The sequence below is a fragment of the Nitrososphaera sp. genome (assembly GCF_036397675.1).
Classification (GTDB): Archaea; Thermoproteota; Nitrososphaeria; order Nitrososphaerales; family Nitrososphaeraceae; genus Nitrososphaera.
This window is the reverse complement of record NZ_DASWIL010000040.1, coordinates 1-16,188: the sequence shown is the minus strand read 5'-3', so window position 1 is coordinate 16,188 and position 16,188 is coordinate 1. Positions and strand designations below refer to the sequence as shown.

The following is a 16,188-nucleotide window of genomic DNA, read 5'->3' as shown; positions in this document are numbered from 1 at the left end:
TTGCCGACCTGCTGCCTCTTTTCCTTGAACTTGACGTCGATTGGGCCTTCCACTTTGGAGTAGCTGGTGCCAGCGCCTGAAAGCGAGATGGTGGTATCGCCTCCGCCTGCGGCGGGCGCTGCCGGTGCAGCCATTGCAGGCGTGGGTTTTGGTGCTGCTGCCGCTGCCTGCGCGGCTGAAGGCGCGGTAGCGCTCCTTGCCTTGGGGTTCTTGGCAAGCGGAGTGACTTGTTCAAGTTTCTTTAACGCCTGCTCGGCCGTCAGCTTGTCTGCCTTTTGATACTGGGCGATCATCTTGTCGCCTATCTTGGTGTTGCGGATGATGGTGTCGATAATCATCTTGGCGTTTCTGTCGGCAGTCTGGCGGTAGTTCCTTATCCAGTAGGGGTCGCCAAAGTATTCTAGTTGCCTGATTTGATAAATAAGATCGACGACCTCGCCAGTGACAATTTCAACTGTTATGTTCAGGTCTGCCGAGAGATCCTCGCCAGTGACAGGGTCGGCGCCCTTCTCTGACCAGTTGTACGTGACATATATCCTGTCTGCGTGGGTCTGCATAGTAAAGCCAGAACTTCTCAAGTCGTTCTGTATGCTTGCGACGTCGGCCTTGTCTGTTATCTCTATCGGGATGCGATAAATGCCAAGCTTGTTTCCGTGGAGCGGGTAAACGCCCCTCTTGGCGGTTTCAGACAACATCGTCCACACTCTGTCTTTGAGTAAGGCAGACATTCTGTTTTAGCTAGGATTACAAATAGCCTAAAAGTATTTCGCTTATCTGCCTGTCAAGGTTTGGGCGATCGAGCTGGTGTGGGCGGCTGAACGACTCTGCCAATAATAAATACAATGCCGCCGAGAATAAGGAGAATAGCGCCTTTGTGACTTGGTTGCGCACAATAACTATGTCTCAGGCCCTGCCTTCTGGCTAAGGGCCTTGTAGTTGCAGCTGTATCATGATTTCCTCCGCCAAGATCAGTGCTAACCCAGATGCCTCAATGACTGACGAAACAAGCGTGAACCTTTTCGTAACGTAAAGTTCGAATTAATCGATAAAGTTTTTATGCATTCTTACTCATCGTCCGGGCAGGTCATTTCCCTTATAGCTTTATAGCGTTTTTCCATTTCCTCCGCCTTTTCTGTAACCTGCTCCAATGAATACTGCGGCTTGGGAAAGAACCACCGTATCCCCACCTTGTGGCCTATGCCATCCATGTCGTGTATCATGCCACGGTCTGCCTCGACGCCATACTTTTCGTCGATGACATGCTCCTGCACCTCAAGCCCCCTCTTGGTCTTGTCCTCCATTACCAGGTGCGGAGGCCTGTCATAGATGAAGTAAAAGTGTCCCCTCTTTACCAGGTCAGATGGGTCTATCTGCACGTACAAAAATAGGGAGGGTAGTGTTTATTTCTCTATCGGGTTGCCTATCATGTTGCCCCACTCGGTCCAGGAGCCGTCGTAGTTGCGCACTGACGGGTAGCCGAGAAGGTATTTCAGAACGAACCAACTGTGCGACGAGCGCTCGCCAATCCTGCAGTAGCAGATGACGTGCTTGTCTGCCGTCACCCCTTTGCCCTCGTACAGCGCCTTCAATTCGTCGGCGCTTTTGAATGTGCCGTCCGCGTCCTTCACGGCCTGCGCCCAGGGGATGTTCTTTGCGCCGGGTATGTGGCCACCGCGCTGGGCGTGTTCCATCGGGTACTCTGGCGGCGCGGTGATCTCGCCCGTGAACTCTTTTGGCGACCGCACGTCGACTAGCACGGTCTGCTCCATCCTCTCAAGCGCCCTGCGCACGTCGGGCATATAGGCGCGCACGCCCTCGTCTGCAGGGTTTGCCATGTATTTTGTGGCCGGCGCGGAAGGCTCGTCTTTTGTGTATTCGCGCTTTTCCAACTCCCACTTTTTGCGGCCGCCGTTCATTATCCTGATCTTCCTGTGGCCGTAGTACTGGAATACCCAGAACGCAAAGGCGGCAAACCAGTTGTTAAAGTCGCCATACATTACAAGTTCGATGTCAGGCGTCGTGCTGACCCTACTCATCAACGCTTCAAACTGCTGCTTGCTTATAATGTCCCGTCTTACAGGGTCGTTTATGTCGCGCTTCCACCAGACAAGGTGCGCGCCCTTCAGGTGGCCCTGCCTGTACGAGTTTTCAGGGTCATAGTCCACTTCGAGTATCCTTATTTTCGGGTTGTCAAGGTTGCCCGCAACCCAGTCGGTTTCGCAGAGCACTTCGGGATGAGAATAGTTCGCCATGAGAGAATATGGCGTGCCGTGTATTAAAGATCTTTGGAGGAGGTAAAGGCATTTTAAGACCCGCGATGTGCATAGCAGTGCGGGATGGTCAAGATCCGCAGCGTGGCGATTATCACAAAGAGAAAGAATCCCGACGCTATTGCGGCGGCTACGAAAATAGCGAGGATTTTGTCTGCAGGAGGAGTATCAGCGCTAACCATGCCGCCCCTCAGGATAAGGGGCTGCAAGGCGCTTGCGCCTGAAATGGTCGAAAAGGCGGTCGACCTTGTCGTCGCAATCGGAGGCGACGGCACGACGCTCAAGGCTTTCAGGATGGTGCCGGGCAAGGTTCCGCTCCTTTCGATAAACATCGGCGGCCACAGGGGCATCCTTTCCGAGATTGACACCAGAAACGTGGAAGACGCGGTCGCCGACATACTTGCAGGCAGGGGCTTTTACGACTCGCGGCTGAGGATCCAGGCGTCGTCGGGCAAGACTAGGTTCCCGCCGGCCCTAAACGAGATAATGATTACAAGGGCAGACCTCACCCGGACTCCAACCTACACTATAAAGCTGATGGGCGACGAGATAATGTGCAGGATGGACGGCGTCTTCATATCCACTCCCACCGGCTCGACGGGGCACTCGCTCTCGGTCGGCGGGCCGGTGCTGCACGAGGGCATGGACTGCCTCATACTGACGCCGGCCGCCCCGGTGAACAGGCTCCCACAGATAGTCGTGCCCGTCGAGGACATCCTAGTCAAGAGCACGCACAGGTCGTACATTGTTGTGGACGGACAGGAGAGCTTCAAGATAGAAGCGGGGCAGAAAATAAGGATCTCCCGCTACAGGCAGGACGCTAGGTTCTTGCGCCTCCACAAGAAGGGAATGAGGCAGCTGGAAAAACTTGGCTTCTGAGGTCCTCGATGCAAGCGCCTTTTACGCCGGCACGGCATTCCTCTTGGGAAAAGAGTGCTACACCACAAGCTTGGTCCTTGAAGAGATAAGGCACATCAAGAGCGCCGCGCTTGACGGGCTAATAGACGCGGGCAACCTGAAAATCCTCGACCCGGACCCGTGGCACCTCAGTGCGGTGAAAAAGGTGGCGGAAAAAACAGGCGACCTGCAAAAGCTGTCGAAGGCAGATATTTCTGTATTGGCGCTTGCAATGCACCTTGGCACTGCACTTGTAACGGACGACTATGCGCTTGCAAACGTTGCCGCGACAATAGGCATCAGGGTCAGCTCGTCGTCGGGCAAGGCCCTCAAAGAGACAAGGAAATGGACAGTTTACTGCAGCGCCTGCGGCAAGGCGTTTGGCATAAGGGAAACAGAGTGCCCACTGTGCGGCAACAAGCTGAAAAGAAGATACAGGATCACCGGATAGGGTTCCAGTACGTCGCCCAGTCTACCATCAAGCCGTCGTACAGTCCGACGTTTTCGTATCCTGCAAGCTTGAACTGCATTTATTTCTGCGACGCCCTGACGCTCGAGTGGCAGTAGCAGACTATCTCCCTGTCAGGAGTTATGCCCTTGCATTCAAACTCTTTCTTCAGGCTTGCCGAGTCCAGAAACGCAGAGCCGCTCTCCCCCCACCTCCTGCGCCCAGTCGTGCAAGACGAAATCAGGTATCCTCGCCTGCATGCGCTCAACAGCCGTGCGGGCGTCGATTACAAGAAACGACTGGTCGGACATTTTCGACTTTATCATTTCAGCGTCAATACGTATCTCTGGCCTCGGCTTTGAAGTAAACTGCGTCGGCATTGGCTTGTGTTTCTCCCTACTCACGGTCAGGCCAAGGCCTTCCACGCCGGGTATCCGCATTCAAGCATGGCCGTGTTAAGGTGGCCATAGTACATCAGGCTCCACGCGACCCTTGCGGCTGCAGGGTCGTCCTGCTCGCCGTAGACTACCACCTTTTTCGCGTCGTCGATTCCAAAACTGCCAAATACCTTTTCTGCCGCCGTGCTTTCATGCACCAGGTTTGCGCCAATCTGTCCACCACAGTCACCATTTCCAGGCCAAGCGGAAGGCGTTTAAGTGCCCGAAGCGGTATGACATCTGCCCCCGGGTGTCGAGGTTTGCTGAAAGCCACGTGCTGTCAACGGTCACGGTCATGTCATTTCGTATGCGCCATGATTTCATAATTCATTAGCTTTCAAAGAGCGTCCTTTGCACTGGGCTGTCCTGCCGGGCCATCGTGTCAAGGACTTTTCTCACGCGCTGCGCACGCGCAAGCCCAAATCCCGGTATGGTCGCAAGTTCTGCTGCAGTCGCACAAAGCGCCCTCTGAGGTGTCTTGAATTTGTCCAGCATCCTTGCCGCCAGTTTGTCGCCTACGCCTGGCACCGACGACAGAACCGACAACTGCTGCAGGTAGAACGGGTTTTCCTTCCTTATCTTCTTCAGAAGCGGGCCGGAAGTCTTGTTTTGCAGTCCCCTGTTTGCCATAGCGAGCAGGAGGATCGCCGTTTGCTCGGCATCAGGCGCGTGGATGACAGGTATCCGAAATTCCATCGCCACCGTGGCAAGCGCCTCAAGGGCAAGCCGCGTGCGCTCGGCCAGCCTCCTTGCCTTGCCCTGCTCAGTGCCTTCAGGGATTTCCTTGAGAACGGCGATGTCACCCTGGATTACCACCACGGGCTTGGCATAATACTTGACAAGCTCGGAGCACTGCACGTAAAGCCTGCCGTCGTATATCGAACTGACGAGATCGTGCACTGTCTTCCGCTCGACTGCGACTTCTGGCGACACGACATAGTCGCCTACCGCAAGTTGGGCAAAGTCAACTGCTGCGCCTGCAGTGCGCAAGAGGTCTGGAATTCTGCTTGGGCGCTCCCGCTCGTCGACTACGATTCGTGTCGGCACGAGAATGCTAGTCTCGCCGGGGCTATATTATTTCACTCGGCCTTTGGCTTGGGACCTGCACCCTGGCCGCCGCGTATCATCTCGTTTATCTTGGCCTCGACCTCCTTGAGGTTCTCTTTTACGCGGGTTTCCTGCTTTTCAAGAACCTTGACGCGAGTGGCAGAAAGCTCTTTCTTTTCCTCCAGCTCTTTGATTACGTCGTCCTTCTTGGACTTGACCATGACGGAACCGGCCGCCTTGTAAACCGCGTCGTCCGCGCCGACCTTTTTCAGCTCTTCAAGGGCGCGGTCGGTCTCGACGCTTTCCACCTCCATCTGCTGCTTCTGCATCATTATAGCCTGGAGGTTCTGCTGAAGCTGCTGTAATCGCGATACCTGCTCTCTGAGCCACGGCGGGAGTTCCTGTTCACTCATGTTCGCATGACGTTACCCTGACCAACATAAAATCATAGCGTTGAGCTTTCGACGCACTTTAGAGAAGCATCCGCAAGCCGCAGGTACGAGTTTACGTTCGCGCGAAGCGAAGAAAGGTCGTCAGTTTCTATGGAAAATGTGATAAAAGAGCCCCTAAGGGACATGTCGAGGCTTTCGTTTTTGCCCTGCAGCTTTTTCATGTCGGGCGCCAGGGCAGAGAAGACGGACCTTGCCCTGCTTCCGGCCCTGATAGTTATCTCAGTTCTGCAGCTTGTCGACGTCAATGTCATATGCCCCCGACGCGATCTTGTAGCTGCACTTGGGGCACTCCCATATCCCTGACGCGATGCGGGAAAACTGTAGCGACCCGCACGAAGGGCACCTGCGCTTCTTGTGCAAGGTGCGATACACCTTGCCGAAACGCTTGCGCACCGTCGCGCCAAACTTTACACCGTGGCCCTTCAGGGCCGTCGAGCTTCGCTTACCGGCCATAGTTCGTTATCTCCTTTATCTTGGCCCGTACTTGCTCTCCTTTAATCCTTGCTGTCTCGGCGGCCTTCTTTATCTGATCCGGCGTGAACGCGCCCGCGTGTCCCTTTTGAAGCGCGCAATAGCCCTCGTCCGTGGTCGATATGGTTATCCTCGCGTCCATGCAGCCTTCCTCTTCCGACGACGGATCGACAAGTATCGCGTCGCCTATCCTGACCTGCGTTATCGAAACCGGGACCGTCGTGACAGGCATCGGCATGATTTTGCCCGTGTCGACCACCTTGTCGCCTTGCATTTCAAGCACCGGTATCTTGGCAGTCAGGATTGCGCTGACGGCTGCATATGAGGTTGCGTCAAACAGGTTGCCGTCGGCGTTGACTATGGAGCAATCCACGAATATCGTGTAGACGACCTTGCCTGACACCAATACCAGTTTGCTGAGGTCGACCATCTCCGACTCGCGGATTCCCCTGTCGACCACCCTTGCGAGCTCTATCGTTTCCTCGTCAGGCGGCCCGGGCTCTGCGTGTGGCGACGCTATGGGTAGGACTTCTCCTGAGACTATGAGGGCACCTTTGTCCTCTAGGCCCTCAAACGGCTCACCCGTCGCCACCTTCACGCCTGCGATGACTTCCGAGTTGCCCAGCTTTACGCGCGCAGACCCGTTGGCCTTCTTTATGACGTCCACTTCTATCTCCAGAGGGCGCTGCTCATCAAAGGCGCGCTCGTCAAGCCTCTTGCCTTTTGCAAGGTTGTCGAGCATCTGCTGCTTGCGCAGATGCTCTACTATTATCGTAGAACGCTTTGATACGCTCATTGTTCTTCCTTGACCTCCGTCTCGTTTCCAAAATACTTTTGCATCAGCGCCTGGCGCTGGATGTCGTAGACCATCTTGCATCCTACTATGGCCTTGTCGAGGCACTCGGTGAACTGCTCCTGCGACAGCCTGCCGTCAAGCTGCATCAGGGTCACCTGCCCAAGCGTCGGCATGTACGCGACTGGCATGTCTGCGCCGCCTTCCTTGTCTTCCGTGTCGTTGATGTCAAGCACTATCTTTTCATCGACCTTTCCAGCAGCGCACGCGGCGACGATGTCGCGCATGTTGATGCCGGCGTCCGCAAGTGCGACTGACGCAGCCGTGATGCCTGCGCACCGTGAGCCTCCGTCCGACTGCAGCACCTCGACAAACACGTCGATTGCTGCCCGGGGATAGTCCTCGAGCATCAGGGCCGGCTCAAGCGCCTCGCGCATCACCTTGGATATCTCTACTTCCCTCCTCGACGGCGCCGGGTTCTTGCGCGTGTCAGTCGAGAAGGGCGACATGTGGTACCTGCACCTGAGGACGCACCGGTCTGGCTGCGCAAGGTGCTTTGGGTGTACTTCCCTTGGCCCGTACACCGCTGCAACTATTTTGTTCTTGCCAAACTCTATGAAAGCTGAGCCGTCTGCGTTTTTGATCGTGCCGACGGTTATCTTGACTTCGCGCAGCTCGTCAATCGTGCGCCCGTCAGTCCTCATGCCGTTTTCATCTATCAGATTTCTTGTTTGAGTCATTTTTCACTTTCAACCTCCAGTTCTTCCTCTGCTCGTTCGGCAGAGTCCGCAGCTGGTTCTGCGGGCTTGGGAGCCTCGACGTTATTTGCCGCCGGCGCCGCTTGCGGCTCGTCCGGAACGTTCAACAGAACTCTTATTCTCTGGGTCAGGTTTGCCGTGTGGGCCTCCTCTTCGACCATCCGTATGGCCCTGACTGCCATGCTTATGCCCTCCGGCGTTCTGCCAGTCACCACGACGACGCCGTTCTGGCCTATCAGCACGCGCGTCTGTGTAGCCTGCTCGATTGTCTGTATCATCGAGCCCCGCTTGCCTATCAGCCTTGGCACGCGCGTCGCAGATATCTTCAAGAGCTCGCCCTGTGACACTTTGCCAAGATCACGGTCCTGCAGCGTGAGCATCGGGTCGCGCGTCCTGTCAAACAGAGCCACCCTTGCCGTTATCATGTCGCCCACTGCAAGGTGCTTGCTCATGTCGTCCCGTGCCGGCGAAAAGTCGCGCCCAAAAACATCGGAAGCCGGCAGATGTGCAGAGAAGCACGAGTTGATGTCCACCTCCCACGAAAGCGACGTGTGGTCGACTATTTTGCCTATCACGAGGTCGTTTACCCTTGGTATGTAGACGCCCGAGAGCGGGATGACCTTGGCCCCTTCGCGGCCTGTCTCTGCAATGCCAATCCGGGTGGCGTAAAGCGCGTTTCCGGACTTGACGACGTTCATCAGCGGTCTGTAGTTGCCTTCAGCTACCCTGTCTCCGGGTATGACGTATCTCCTGCGAATGTCGTTCATTATCAATTCACCACGGGATAAACCCCGTTGGAAAACGTATTGCTCATTTTTGTCTCTCCTTGGTAGCCAGTACTAATATCTGACTTATATTTTAAGTGGCGGCGCTACCCCTCTTTAACCTCGGCCGTACCCTTGGTCACCGAGCCCAGCCTGTCTAGGAACGTGCCCCGCAGGCTGGCGTTCATCTCGATAGTGACGCGCAGCGACCCGTCCGAGAGCCATTCCTCGCCCTTTAGCTCGCCCGTGGACTTTATCACGCTGTAGGACTGGCCGGCGTACTGCGGAGGCACCCTCACTATCAGCTTCAGAGTCTCCGATTTCAGCGGCAGTATGGCCCTGAGCGCGTCGACCACGTCTTTGGCCTGGTCTTCCGCGCGCTTGTGCGGGTCTATGCTCACTCTAGCTTGGTCCATCGCGGCCTCTACCCTCATTACGGGGTGTGGCACGTGTGTCTTGGGGTCGACAAAGCTTTGGTGGATGTAGGCGACAATCTGCTTGCGCTTTTCATCGACCATCTTGCGGCGCTGGTCCGTCGTCAGGTTGAGCTCGCCCCGAGCCATTATCTGCTTGGCAACCTCTGTAGGGTCTGTGGTCTTGAAGTGCTTCATCAGCTTCTCCGTCGAGGCCCGAGAGCCCTTGTTTGCGTCAGAGTAGACCTCGTCTGACACCAGTATCGATGAAATGTCGGCCCGCTTGCCCAGCTTGTACTCAAGTGCCGGGTCGGGCTTGACCAGTAGCTCGAACTTGTCGCCCTCAACCGAGAGGCGAACTATCGTGAAGTTACTGAATGGTTTTGGCTGACTATCTCTTGGCATTTGAATTAGTCAATGAATCTAGGTTGTCGTGAGTATTTAAGGTCGTTCGATTTTGAGTTATTCGCGTTTAGGGATTGTAATCGTGAATTTGTCTGTCATTTCCGGTATTTTGCTTCCGGCGGTATTCATGCGTGTCAGGACAAGCGAGATAATTTTTGCAAGTTTCGGTAGATTTTTAAGGATGTTTTGGCGAAGTTTCGTGGTATTGGCCTCTCCCTCGGTCGAAGTTGTTGAAAAATCCGATGAAAGAATAGTTGTCAGGTTTACAAATGTCCCGCGGCAATACGTCAACTCCCTGCGCAGGCTTGCGATAAGCGAGGTCCCGACGCTTGCCATCGACGACGTCGTGATGCTGGAGAACTCGTCGGTCATGCACGACGAGGCAGTCGCGCACAGGCTCGGGCTCATCCCGCTGCGCACCGACCCCGGCAGGTTCGTCATGCCCCACGAGTGTGATTGCGGAAGCGCGCTTGGCTGCTCAAAGTGCAGGGTTCTGCTCGTGCTAGACTCTGAAGCGACTGACAAGAGCAAGGAGGTCCTTTCGGGCGAGCTCGTTTCAGAAGACGAGACGGTCAAGCCTGTGAGCAAAGACATTCCGATAATCGCGCTTGCACCAAGCCAGAAATTAAAGTTCGAGGCGTATGCAAGGCTCGGCACCGGCAAGCAGCACGCCAAATGGCAGCCAACGTCGGCGGCGGTAGTAAAGGACGGCAAGGACGAAAATGAAATCATCCTGATGCTGGAAACAAACGGCGCGCTCACTGCAGAGGAGATACTGAAAGAAGCCGCGGAGAGGTTGCAGGCAAAGGTCAAGAACTTCAAGCAAGTCGTTGGATCACTAAAGATCCCCAAGAACGCCTAGGTACGTTTATTTGGGGATACAAGTTTTGATTAGGAGCGTATAGAGACGTATGTTCGCTAACACTCTAGTTGATAACACAGTGTGGATCCTCCGCGGCGCAGCCAAGAAAACCAAGGCCCCAATCTGGAGGGACCTTGAAAGGCGCGTGTCCGGCCCCAGGTCCAACAAGAGCGAGGTCAACCTCGGCACGCTTGCGCAGGTCACGAAGGCAAATGAAATCGTAATGGTCCCGGGCAAGCTGCTAGGCACTGGCAGTATTGGCCACAGGCTGACCGTTTGCGCGTTTTCGATATCAGAGTCGGCGGCCAGAAAGTTAGGCCAGGTCGGCGGCAAGGTAATCACCCTTGAAGACCTGACAAAAAAATACCCGGAAGGAAAGGGAGTGCGAATAATTGGCTGACAACCAGAAACCGCAGACAATCGTAGTCGACGCTACAAACTGCATCGCAGGCAGGATGTGCTCGCATGTTTCCAAGTTGCTGCTGCAGGGCAACAAGGTTGCCATTGTGAACGCGGAAAAGGCAATGCTTTCAGGCAACCGCTACATGACCATCAGGGAAGCGAAGGAGTACCTTGAGATCAATTCGGTAACAAACCCCATCCACGGCCCGTTCCACCCAAGGCGCCCCGACACCATTCTTACCAAGATGGTGAGGGGAATGGTGCCGAAGCAAAAGACCCACGGCATAGAGGCCTTCCAGCGCCTTAGAGTATATATCGGGGTGCCGGAAGAAATGAAGAGCGCCAAGATGCAGAGCTTTGAAGATTCCAAGATAACAAGGCCTGAAGCCAACTACATTTCGATGGGCGAAGTCGCCAAGCAAATAGGATGGAAGGGAGCGGCATGACTACCAAGGTAGAGCTATATCCAGGTCAAAGAAAGACAAGCAAGGCAGTGGCGACGATAAGCAAGGGCACAGGCAAGGTAAGGATAAACAATGTCCCGGCAGAGCTCGTGCAGCCAGAGGTTGCAAAGGAGCTTGTTCTCACCCCGCTCACTCTGATTGGCGAGCAGCGCAACAAGGTGGACATCAACGTCAAGGTAGCAGGCGGCGGATTCATGGGCCAGGCCTTTGCAAGTGCAGTCGCAATCTCTCGCGCGCTCACCGGCGAGGAAAAGGCCAACAAGGACCCCAAGGACCACCCGTTCACAAAGAGCGTCCGAGAAGAGATACGCAGAAAGCTGACTGAATATGACCGCCACTTGCTGGCAGGCGACCACAGGCAGTCAGAGTCGAAGAAGTTTGGCGGCCCCGGCGCAAGGCGCAGAAAGCAGAAATCGTACCGTTAGTTCTTTCCTGTAAGCGTATAGACGCGGTACATCCGGTCAGTCACCCTGTTGCGGTACTTCCACGCTTCAGCGCTCAGCTTCATTTCTGAAAACAGCGCCTTCTCAGACGGGTGGAGCAACTCGTACACATCCTCGCCGATTGATATCGTGTTTGGCGCTGTGAGAGAAGTTATCTTGGCGGCCACATTCATGCAGTAGCCCAATATGTCGATGGGAGAACTCTTGTCGTGTCCGTACTGTACTATGACGTTTTCGCCCACATCCATCCCTATCTTGACCCCGAGCTCGGGATAGTCGTACTGGTTAAGTATTGGATTTATGCCGTTTTTGACGACTGTTATCATCGAGTGCGCGCACTGGACGGCCCTATCACAGGCTGCGAGCTTGTTGTAGCTTGCCGGAAAGAACGCTATAACGGCGTCGCCCACGTATTTCAGCACAAAGCCGTTGTGGCTCTCTATCACCGATGAAATCTCGTGTGTAAAAGCGCGGATTATTGTAACAAGTTTGTCGACAGGGAGCGTCATGCTCATGTTGGTCGAGCCCACCAAGTCGGCGTACATTATGACAAGAGGGATCTTGCTGCTGACGTGGTTCAGGAGATAATCCTGGCCGGGCTTGAGCGAGGAGTCGTATTGATAGCGTCGCTTGAGCGCCCGCCACAGCCTGTCCTGCGTCTGGGCGACGAGTGTTTCCGAGTCTATCACGGCCGAGCCCTTTTCAGAGCCGCCCATCATCATGCCCACGAGCGACTTGCTCGTGCTGTCATCGTGTTTTTTTTCCTTCGAATATTCCTTCTTCTCGTCCTTCTTGGCTTTAGTCGGCAAGGTCAGCCTTTTCGGTATTGGCAGCAGGGAGATTTAAAGTCATTGAGAATATATGCTGGTACGGCGTCACCTGTGGGGATGAGGATACCGTTCAAGGGCAGCGATCATTTTTGCCAGCAGGTAAACGCGGCGTTTGAAAAGATCCAGGAAAGCTACCTTGAGTCGATAAGGCCTGTCATAGAGATGCGCAAGGCAAACGCGATGCTTGGCGACGGCACGGTTACACAGACAGACACGTTTGACCCGCAAGACGTCCAGAACTTTTACCAGCGGCTTGAAAACCAGCTTGAAGGCTGGCTGAAAAGCGGGATATCGCGTTCAGAAACAGACGACCTGCACAGGTTGTTCTGCCAGTTTAACAAGGATGTCGGAAAATACTTCATTACAGGCTATTTCGGTGTCCAGTTCCATGCACTGCCGTACTACAAGGTAGACAAGCGCGTCATCGAAGTCCAGAAGGAGCTTGCAGGAATTGCAGACAGCGCGACTGTGATATTTTCAGACATGACGGGCAAGGCCGACAAGGCGCTCCATAAAGAACTGGCAAGGCGGGGCTTTGCGGACATGGAGTTCCAGGAGCTTTTCACGAAAATGTTCGAGGACGAAAGCCTTGCCGACGACCTAGATAGGAAAGCCAGGGTAGTCGAGGAGCAGTTCCCTGAGTTTCAGGGCATGGGCGAAAAAAAGAACAAGCTGTTTGCTGAGTTGAACGACCTGCTGATAGAACTGTACCAGACAGCGCCGGCTGCGCTTGACCACAACAGGTTGATGCAGGGCGAGGAAGGGATCTGCACCTATTTCGATATCGAAATGATAAAGAACGTCAAGACCAACAAGCGCGACGCCGTGTTTGAAACGAAAAAGATACCCCGCGAGGATGTCGACACGGTAACAGAGGAACTTCAAAGCGTAGCCGCTGCGCTCAAAAAGGCGCGGCGTGGCTAGTCAGAGTCTGTGAGCTCTTCGATGTTCGGCCCCATGCTGGTTCCCCTGTCAAGAGTAGCATGTCCACCCTTGGATCTCTTTTTGCCGCTGGCCGGCAGGTGCAGCACGCGCTGGGGAAAGGGTATCTCGATTCCCTTTGCGTCAAGCTCGCGCTTTACCTGCTCTACGAGCTGCTTTTTCATGTCAAACCACACCGAGAACGGAACCCAGCACCACACGTTGATGTTGACTGACGAGTCGCCAAGGTTGTTGAGGTAGATCTCAGGTGCCGGCTCTGCCAGCACAAGCGGCGTCTGTGCCAAGTTGTTCTTGATGACGTTGATGACATTGGCCGTGTCTTCCGTGTACGCTACACCTATAGTGAACTCAACGCGTCTTGCCGCCGCGCCGGAAAAGTTACGGATCTCTGACAAGAACACGTCGCTGTTGGGAAGGCGGACGTAGGTCCCGTCAAACATGCGGAAGCGCGAGGAGAGAGCTGTCACTTCCACCAATACGCCTGCCACGTCCGGTAGCTTGCCTGTAATCATGACAGGGTCGCCCACCTTCATAGGCTTATCCAGATGCAAAAAGATCCCCGATATGAGGTTTGAAAAGAGCGACTGTGTTGCAAAGCCTATCACAATGCCGGCGAAGCCACCTGCAAGGAACAACCCGGATAGATCGAGACCAGAGACTCCGAGTGCTGACAGTAGCGCTATGACGACTATTCCGTAATAGATCGCCCTGCCCATATTCTTGCGCGCATCTAGCGGGAGCTTCGTGCCCATGTATCGGGTCGTTACGAGCCTGACTCCGTGCGCTATGACAAAGCCGGCCACTATGACAACCATGATTGTTATGATAGTGATAAGAGATGCCTCTGTCCCAAGCAGGTTTATCTGATCAGGGAGCCCGATAAATGAAGTCGAGTTTGTAGGGTCTGCCACGACGCTTAGGATACTCACGCAACGCCAGTATCTATGTTTTCAGGTGGAAAACATTTACTAGTGATGTCGTCGACCAGTCCTAAGTCTTGAGGGAGATATTTGGACGTCACACGCTCAGGTCAGGGATGGAGGAGGAGACGGCAGAGGTCGGCGGCAACACGATAGTGCTTGGAAGCATAGGATCTGCCTTCACCTACAGGCGATACGAGGGCGATAAGGTTGCGTCCGAGTCGCTCATAGTCACCGACACCAAGGTGACGTATGTGGGGTTATTTCCCAACCCGCCCATAAAGACGCCAAAGGAGGTGGCCAAGAACGTGTACATAAAGTTCAAATCGCCAATGATAATCGACCAGAGAAGCATCTCGGTGCTTTATTCCAAGATACCGATAGAAATCGGTGTCTACAGACAACATGAGGATGAGGAGTTTTTGATTGACGTGTTTTCGCTTGCGCGCCAGCGCTACGCGCTGTACGGCTCGCCCGAGTCAGGAGTCGTGTGCCGGTTTATAGAGGCAGAAGCGGTCACAGATAAAAGTACCCTGGACGTCAGAAAGTATGAAGAAGCAATGGTAAGGATCCGCGTAAACAATGGCATAGACAACGTCATCAAGGTCAGCAAAATCATAATCCCGGTAGAAGACGTGGTCCTAGAGCACAAAGACGATGACGTGTGGGTCCCAGGGAGTGTCGAGATGGCACTTGACACAGCGTTTGGCAAGGATGTCGTCACAGTCAGGCTTACCAACACGCGGGTCAAGCGTCGGGACAAGACAAGTGCGAAGAAAATCGAGGAGACACTTGTCTTCTTGATGGACGCCGGCTACTGAACCACGTGTATCAGGTCGACAAGGTTGCGCTTTGGCTTTGGCTGGAGCATCTTTTGAGGATATCCAACACACAGTATGGACGACGGGACAAGCTCTGTTCCCAGCGCCTCCATTACTTTCTTTTCATCAATCATTCCTATCCAAACGCTGCTGAGCTCAAGGGCATGCGCGGCAAGCTGCGCGTAGGCTGCCGCAAGGGTGGCATCCTGTACCGAGAACTTGTTTATTATTTCCTGCGAAAAATTGAGCTTGACACGTGCAGGGTTCATGCAGAACACGAGCACTTCAGGCGCATTGACGTACGGTTGTTTGTTTGCGGCCTCTACCAGCTTTTTCTTTATCTCCGGGTTTTTCACCTGGAATATCTCAAAACCCTGAAAGCCGCCGGCCGTGGGCGCCGTGTCGGCAGCGGCAAATATCATCTCCATCTTCCAGTCCTCGATCGGCTTGTCCTCGAACTTGCGATGCGAACGTCGGTTCAACATCACGTTGAATAGGTTGGTCTGGAGAACGTCCTCGACTCCTTCTACTGTCTCCAACTCTTCTTTTGGGTACAGCTTGTCGCTTTCCTCGCCGGAATACAGCCGTGAGAGAATGTCTGATGGATACATCGGCTACCTTTGTGCGCATGGGAAGAAAAGATTTGCTATTTGTCGCAAGCTCGCGTGGCTAGCCGGCTGACATCCTTTTAAAGGGATTAAGCACGTTCCTTGATCCCTTGCTCTTGACGTGGTAGGCATGATAATCGCCGCTTATCCCCGCAGCCACCTCGTCTGACTTTGCAAAAGAGTATTCTTCCATCCCCTTGACCCTGTTATAAAGGGCCTGACCTATTGCCAGCCCGTTGGTTAGCGCCTTGGAGTTAATCTTGGCAGTCACTTTCATGGCAGGTCCGAACAGGTCTTCATTTTGCAGCGACTTGGACCGGGCAACCTCCACCTTGCCATAGTCTGCGCTTATCCTGTAGTTTAGCGATGGCAGCTTTTCGCTCATTAGCCTGACGTTAATTGCCGTCGCCACCTTTGACAGGACATCCTTAAGGGTTTTCGATACCTCGATTACAGAATATTAAACCTCGTTCTGCTCTTCTATCATCTTCCCCTTACGTTACCGGAGGTTGTGGACATGTGGAAGCCTTTTCCGGGTTTGACCCTTCCACTAACAAAGTCCCGGCCGACAATATAACCATGTTGGGCAGTGCCGCATCGTCTTTCTGTGCTTGCAAAGGGCGGCTCTGTAGAAACCATCTGAAAACCGCAGACGCTGCTCGATTTCAGAACCAAATAATGGTGTTTATCACCATCAAAATGCTGTCGTTCTTGCACGTCAATTGTCTAAATGAACGAATT

At 54.2% G+C, this 16,188-nt stretch carries 25 protein-coding genes; 8 read left to right on the top strand and 17 right to left on the bottom strand.

Annotated elements, in window-relative coordinates:
• From VGA14_RS09425 to VGA14_RS09415, 3 genes are all read right to left on the bottom strand, one after another.
• Positions 1 to 728: hypothetical protein (locus VGA14_RS09425; RefSeq protein WP_331003506.1), on the bottom strand; the 728-nt coding region annotated here is incomplete at its 3' end.
• A 336-nt stretch (positions 729 to 1,064) separates the two neighbouring features.
• Positions 1,065 to 1,301 (bottom strand): hypothetical protein, encoded by a 237-nt coding sequence (locus VGA14_RS09420; protein WP_349257165.1) that lies wholly within the window; start codon positions 1,299 to 1,301, stop codon positions 1,065 to 1,067.
• A 99-nt stretch (positions 1,302 to 1,400) separates the two neighbouring features.
• Complete coding sequence (locus VGA14_RS09415; RefSeq protein ID WP_331003504.1) at positions 1,401 to 2,252, bottom strand: sulfurtransferase; 852 nt, start codon at positions 2,250 to 2,252, stop codon at positions 1,401 to 1,403.
• Between the two features lie 84 nt (positions 2,253 to 2,336).
• On the opposite strand from VGA14_RS09415, the gene VGA14_RS09410 reads away from it, so the two are divergent.
• Both VGA14_RS09410 and VGA14_RS09405 read left to right on the top strand, forming a co-directional pair.
• Entirely contained in the window at positions 2,337 to 3,149 is an 813-nt protein-coding gene (locus VGA14_RS09410) for an NAD(+)/NADH kinase (RefSeq protein ID WP_331003503.1), read from the top strand.
• On the top strand, positions 3,139 to 3,618 hold the full coding sequence (locus VGA14_RS09405; protein WP_331003502.1) for an NOB1 family endonuclease: 480 nt from the start codon (positions 3,139 to 3,141) through the stop codon (positions 3,616 to 3,618). Before VGA14_RS09410 ends, VGA14_RS09405 begins: the two co-directional genes overlap by 11 nt.
• 152 nt (positions 3,619 to 3,770) lie before the next feature.
• Here the strand turns inward: VGA14_RS09405 and VGA14_RS09400 are convergent, their stop codons facing one another.
• From VGA14_RS09400 to VGA14_RS09355, 10 genes are all read right to left on the bottom strand, one after another.
• On the bottom strand, positions 3,771 to 4,019 hold the full coding sequence (locus tag VGA14_RS09400) for a hypothetical protein (protein WP_331003501.1): 249 nt from the start codon (positions 4,017 to 4,019) through the stop codon (positions 3,771 to 3,773).
• A 2-nt stretch (positions 4,020 to 4,021) separates the two neighbouring features.
• Positions 4,022 to 4,210 carry a rhodanese-like domain-containing protein gene (locus VGA14_RS09395; RefSeq protein ID WP_331003500.1) on the bottom strand — a complete coding sequence of 63 codons (189 nt, stop codon included), beginning with the start codon at positions 4,208 to 4,210 and terminating at the stop codon, positions 4,022 to 4,024.
• Between the two features lie 172 nt (positions 4,211 to 4,382).
• Positions 4,383 to 5,099: an ERCC4 domain-containing protein gene (locus VGA14_RS09390; protein WP_331003499.1), complete on the bottom strand. Its 717-nt coding sequence runs from the start codon at positions 5,097 to 5,099 to the stop codon at positions 4,383 to 4,385.
• Between the two features lie 32 nt (positions 5,100 to 5,131).
• Positions 5,132 to 5,512, bottom strand: a complete 381-nt coding sequence (locus VGA14_RS09385) for a prefoldin subunit beta (RefSeq protein ID WP_331003498.1) — start codon at positions 5,510 to 5,512, stop codon at positions 5,132 to 5,134.
• A gap of 32 nt (positions 5,513 to 5,544) precedes the next feature.
• Positions 5,545 to 5,796 carry a KEOPS complex subunit Pcc1 gene (locus VGA14_RS09380; protein WP_331003497.1) on the bottom strand — a complete coding sequence of 84 codons (252 nt, stop codon included), beginning with the start codon at positions 5,794 to 5,796 and terminating at the stop codon, positions 5,545 to 5,547.
• A complete protein-coding gene (locus VGA14_RS09375) occupies positions 5,771 to 6,004 on the bottom strand; it encodes a 50S ribosomal protein L37 (protein WP_331003496.1) in 234 nt (77 codons plus the stop codon). Before VGA14_RS09375 ends, VGA14_RS09380 begins: the two co-directional genes overlap by 26 nt.
• Positions 5,994 to 6,818 (bottom strand): exosome complex protein Rrp42, encoded by an 825-nt coding sequence (gene rrp42 / locus VGA14_RS09370; protein ID WP_331003495.1) that lies wholly within the window; start codon positions 6,816 to 6,818, stop codon positions 5,994 to 5,996. The genes VGA14_RS09375 and rrp42 overlap by 11 nt, the downstream gene beginning before the upstream one ends.
• Positions 6,815 to 7,555, bottom strand: coding sequence for an exosome complex exonuclease Rrp41 (rrp41, locus tag VGA14_RS09365; RefSeq protein WP_331003494.1), 741 nt, complete (start codon positions 7,553 to 7,555; stop codon positions 6,815 to 6,817). The genes rrp42 and rrp41 overlap by 4 nt, the downstream gene beginning before the upstream one ends.
• Positions 7,552 to 8,340, bottom strand: coding sequence for an exosome complex RNA-binding protein Rrp4 (gene rrp4, locus VGA14_RS09360; protein ID WP_331003493.1), 789 nt, complete (start codon positions 8,338 to 8,340; stop codon positions 7,552 to 7,554). The genes rrp41 and rrp4 overlap by 4 nt, the downstream gene beginning before the upstream one ends.
• A gap of 104 nt (positions 8,341 to 8,444) precedes the next feature.
• Entirely contained in the window at positions 8,445 to 9,155 is a 711-nt protein-coding gene (locus VGA14_RS09355) for a ribosome assembly factor SBDS (protein WP_331003492.1), read from the bottom strand.
• 205 nt (positions 9,156 to 9,360) lie between these two features.
• Between VGA14_RS09355 and VGA14_RS09350 the strand changes: the two genes are divergently transcribed.
• The 4 genes from VGA14_RS09350 (at position 9,361) to rpsI (ending at position 11,308) form a co-directional block, all read left to right on the top strand.
• Entirely contained in the window at positions 9,361 to 10,017 is a 657-nt protein-coding gene (locus VGA14_RS09350; RefSeq protein ID WP_331003491.1) for a DNA-directed RNA polymerase subunit D, read from the top strand.
• A gap of 79 nt (positions 10,018 to 10,096) precedes the next feature.
• The gene (locus VGA14_RS09345) at positions 10,097 to 10,417 is read left to right on the top strand and encodes a 50S ribosomal protein L18e (RefSeq protein WP_331003490.1); all 321 of its coding nucleotides are present in this window, start codon (positions 10,097 to 10,099) and stop codon (positions 10,415 to 10,417) included.
• A complete protein-coding gene (locus VGA14_RS09340) occupies positions 10,410 to 10,865 on the top strand; it encodes a 50S ribosomal protein L13 (protein WP_331003489.1) in 456 nt (151 codons plus the stop codon). The genes VGA14_RS09345 and VGA14_RS09340 overlap by 8 nt, the downstream gene beginning before the upstream one ends.
• On the top strand, positions 10,862 to 11,308 hold the full coding sequence (gene rpsI, locus VGA14_RS09335; RefSeq protein WP_331003488.1) for a 30S ribosomal protein S9: 447 nt from the start codon (positions 10,862 to 10,864) through the stop codon (positions 11,306 to 11,308). The genes VGA14_RS09340 and rpsI overlap by 4 nt, the downstream gene beginning before the upstream one ends.
• Here rpsI and VGA14_RS09330 read toward each other — a convergent pair.
• Positions 11,305 to 12,135, bottom strand: coding sequence for an adenylate/guanylate cyclase domain-containing protein (locus VGA14_RS09330; RefSeq protein WP_331003487.1), 831 nt, complete (start codon positions 12,133 to 12,135; stop codon positions 11,305 to 11,307). The genes rpsI and VGA14_RS09330 overlap by 4 nt on opposite strands.
• 78 nt (positions 12,136 to 12,213) lie before the next feature.
• Between VGA14_RS09330 and VGA14_RS09325 the strand changes: the two genes are divergently transcribed.
• Positions 12,214 to 13,080 carry a hypothetical protein gene (locus tag VGA14_RS09325; RefSeq protein WP_331003486.1) on the top strand — a complete coding sequence of 289 codons (867 nt, stop codon included), beginning with the start codon at positions 12,214 to 12,216 and terminating at the stop codon, positions 13,078 to 13,080.
• On the opposite strand, the gene VGA14_RS09320 is transcribed toward VGA14_RS09325, so the two are convergent.
• On the bottom strand, positions 13,077 to 14,009 hold the full coding sequence (locus VGA14_RS09320; RefSeq protein WP_331003485.1) for a mechanosensitive ion channel family protein: 933 nt from the start codon (positions 14,007 to 14,009) through the stop codon (positions 13,077 to 13,079). The two genes, VGA14_RS09325 and VGA14_RS09320, sit on opposite strands and share 4 nt — an antisense overlap.
• Before the next feature lie 86 nt (positions 14,010 to 14,095).
• Here VGA14_RS09320 and VGA14_RS09315 point away from each other — a divergent pair, with 86 nt between their 5' ends.
• On the top strand, positions 14,096 to 14,839 hold the full coding sequence (locus VGA14_RS09315) for a DUF432 domain-containing protein (RefSeq protein WP_331003484.1): 744 nt from the start codon (positions 14,096 to 14,098) through the stop codon (positions 14,837 to 14,839).
• Here VGA14_RS09315 and VGA14_RS09310 read toward each other — a convergent pair.
• Together VGA14_RS09310 and VGA14_RS09305 are read right to left on the bottom strand one after the other, a co-directional pair.
• Positions 14,833 to 15,450 (bottom strand): nitroreductase family protein, encoded by a 618-nt coding sequence (locus VGA14_RS09310; RefSeq protein WP_331003483.1) that lies wholly within the window; start codon positions 15,448 to 15,450, stop codon positions 14,833 to 14,835. The genes VGA14_RS09315 and VGA14_RS09310 overlap by 7 nt on opposite strands.
• Positions 15,451 to 15,508: 58 nt before the next feature.
• Positions 15,509 to 15,859: a hypothetical protein gene (locus VGA14_RS09305; RefSeq protein ID WP_331003482.1), complete on the bottom strand. Its 351-nt coding sequence runs from the start codon at positions 15,857 to 15,859 to the stop codon at positions 15,509 to 15,511.
• Between the last annotated feature and the right edge of the window lie 329 nt (positions 15,860 to 16,188).

Bases quoted from the DNA above. Each gene is read 5' to 3' on its own strand.
- VGA14_RS09415 (WP_331003504.1), bottom strand. From the start codon at position 2,252: ATGGCGAACTATTCTCATCCCGAAGTGCTCTGCGAAACCGACTGGGTT.
- VGA14_RS09375 (WP_331003496.1), bottom strand. From the start codon at position 6,004: ATGGCCGGTAAGCGAAGCTCGACGGCCCTGAAGGGCCACGGTGTAAAG.
- VGA14_RS09420 (WP_349257165.1), bottom strand. From the start codon at position 1,301: ATGGAGGACAAGACCAAGAGGGGGCTTGAGGTGCAGGAGCATGTCATC.
- VGA14_RS09385 (WP_331003498.1), bottom strand. From the start codon at position 5,512: ATGAGTGAACAGGAACTCCCGCCGTGGCTCAGAGAGCAGGTATCGCGA.
- rrp41 (WP_331003494.1), bottom strand. From the start codon at position 7,555: ATGACTCAAACAAGAAATCTGATAGATGAAAACGGCATGAGGACTGAC.
- rrp42 (WP_331003495.1), bottom strand. From the start codon at position 6,818: ATGAGCGTATCAAAGCGTTCTACGATAATAGTAGAGCATCTGCGCAAG.
- rpsI (WP_331003488.1), top strand. From the start codon at position 10,862: ATGACTACCAAGGTAGAGCTATATCCAGGTCAAAGAAAGACAAGCAAG.
- VGA14_RS09410 (WP_331003503.1), top strand. From the start codon at position 2,337: ATGGTCAAGATCCGCAGCGTGGCGATTATCACAAAGAGAAAGAATCCC.
- VGA14_RS09325 (WP_331003486.1), top strand. From the start codon at position 12,214: ATGAGGATACCGTTCAAGGGCAGCGATCATTTTTGCCAGCAGGTAAAC.
- VGA14_RS09310 (WP_331003483.1), bottom strand. From the start codon at position 15,450: ATGTATCCATCAGACATTCTCTCACGGCTGTATTCCGGCGAGGAAAGC.
- rrp4 (WP_331003493.1), bottom strand. From the start codon at position 8,340: ATGAACGACATTCGCAGGAGATACGTCATACCCGGAGACAGGGTAGCT.
- VGA14_RS09355 (WP_331003492.1), bottom strand. From the start codon at position 9,155: ATGCCAAGAGATAGTCAGCCAAAACCATTCAGTAACTTCACGATAGTT.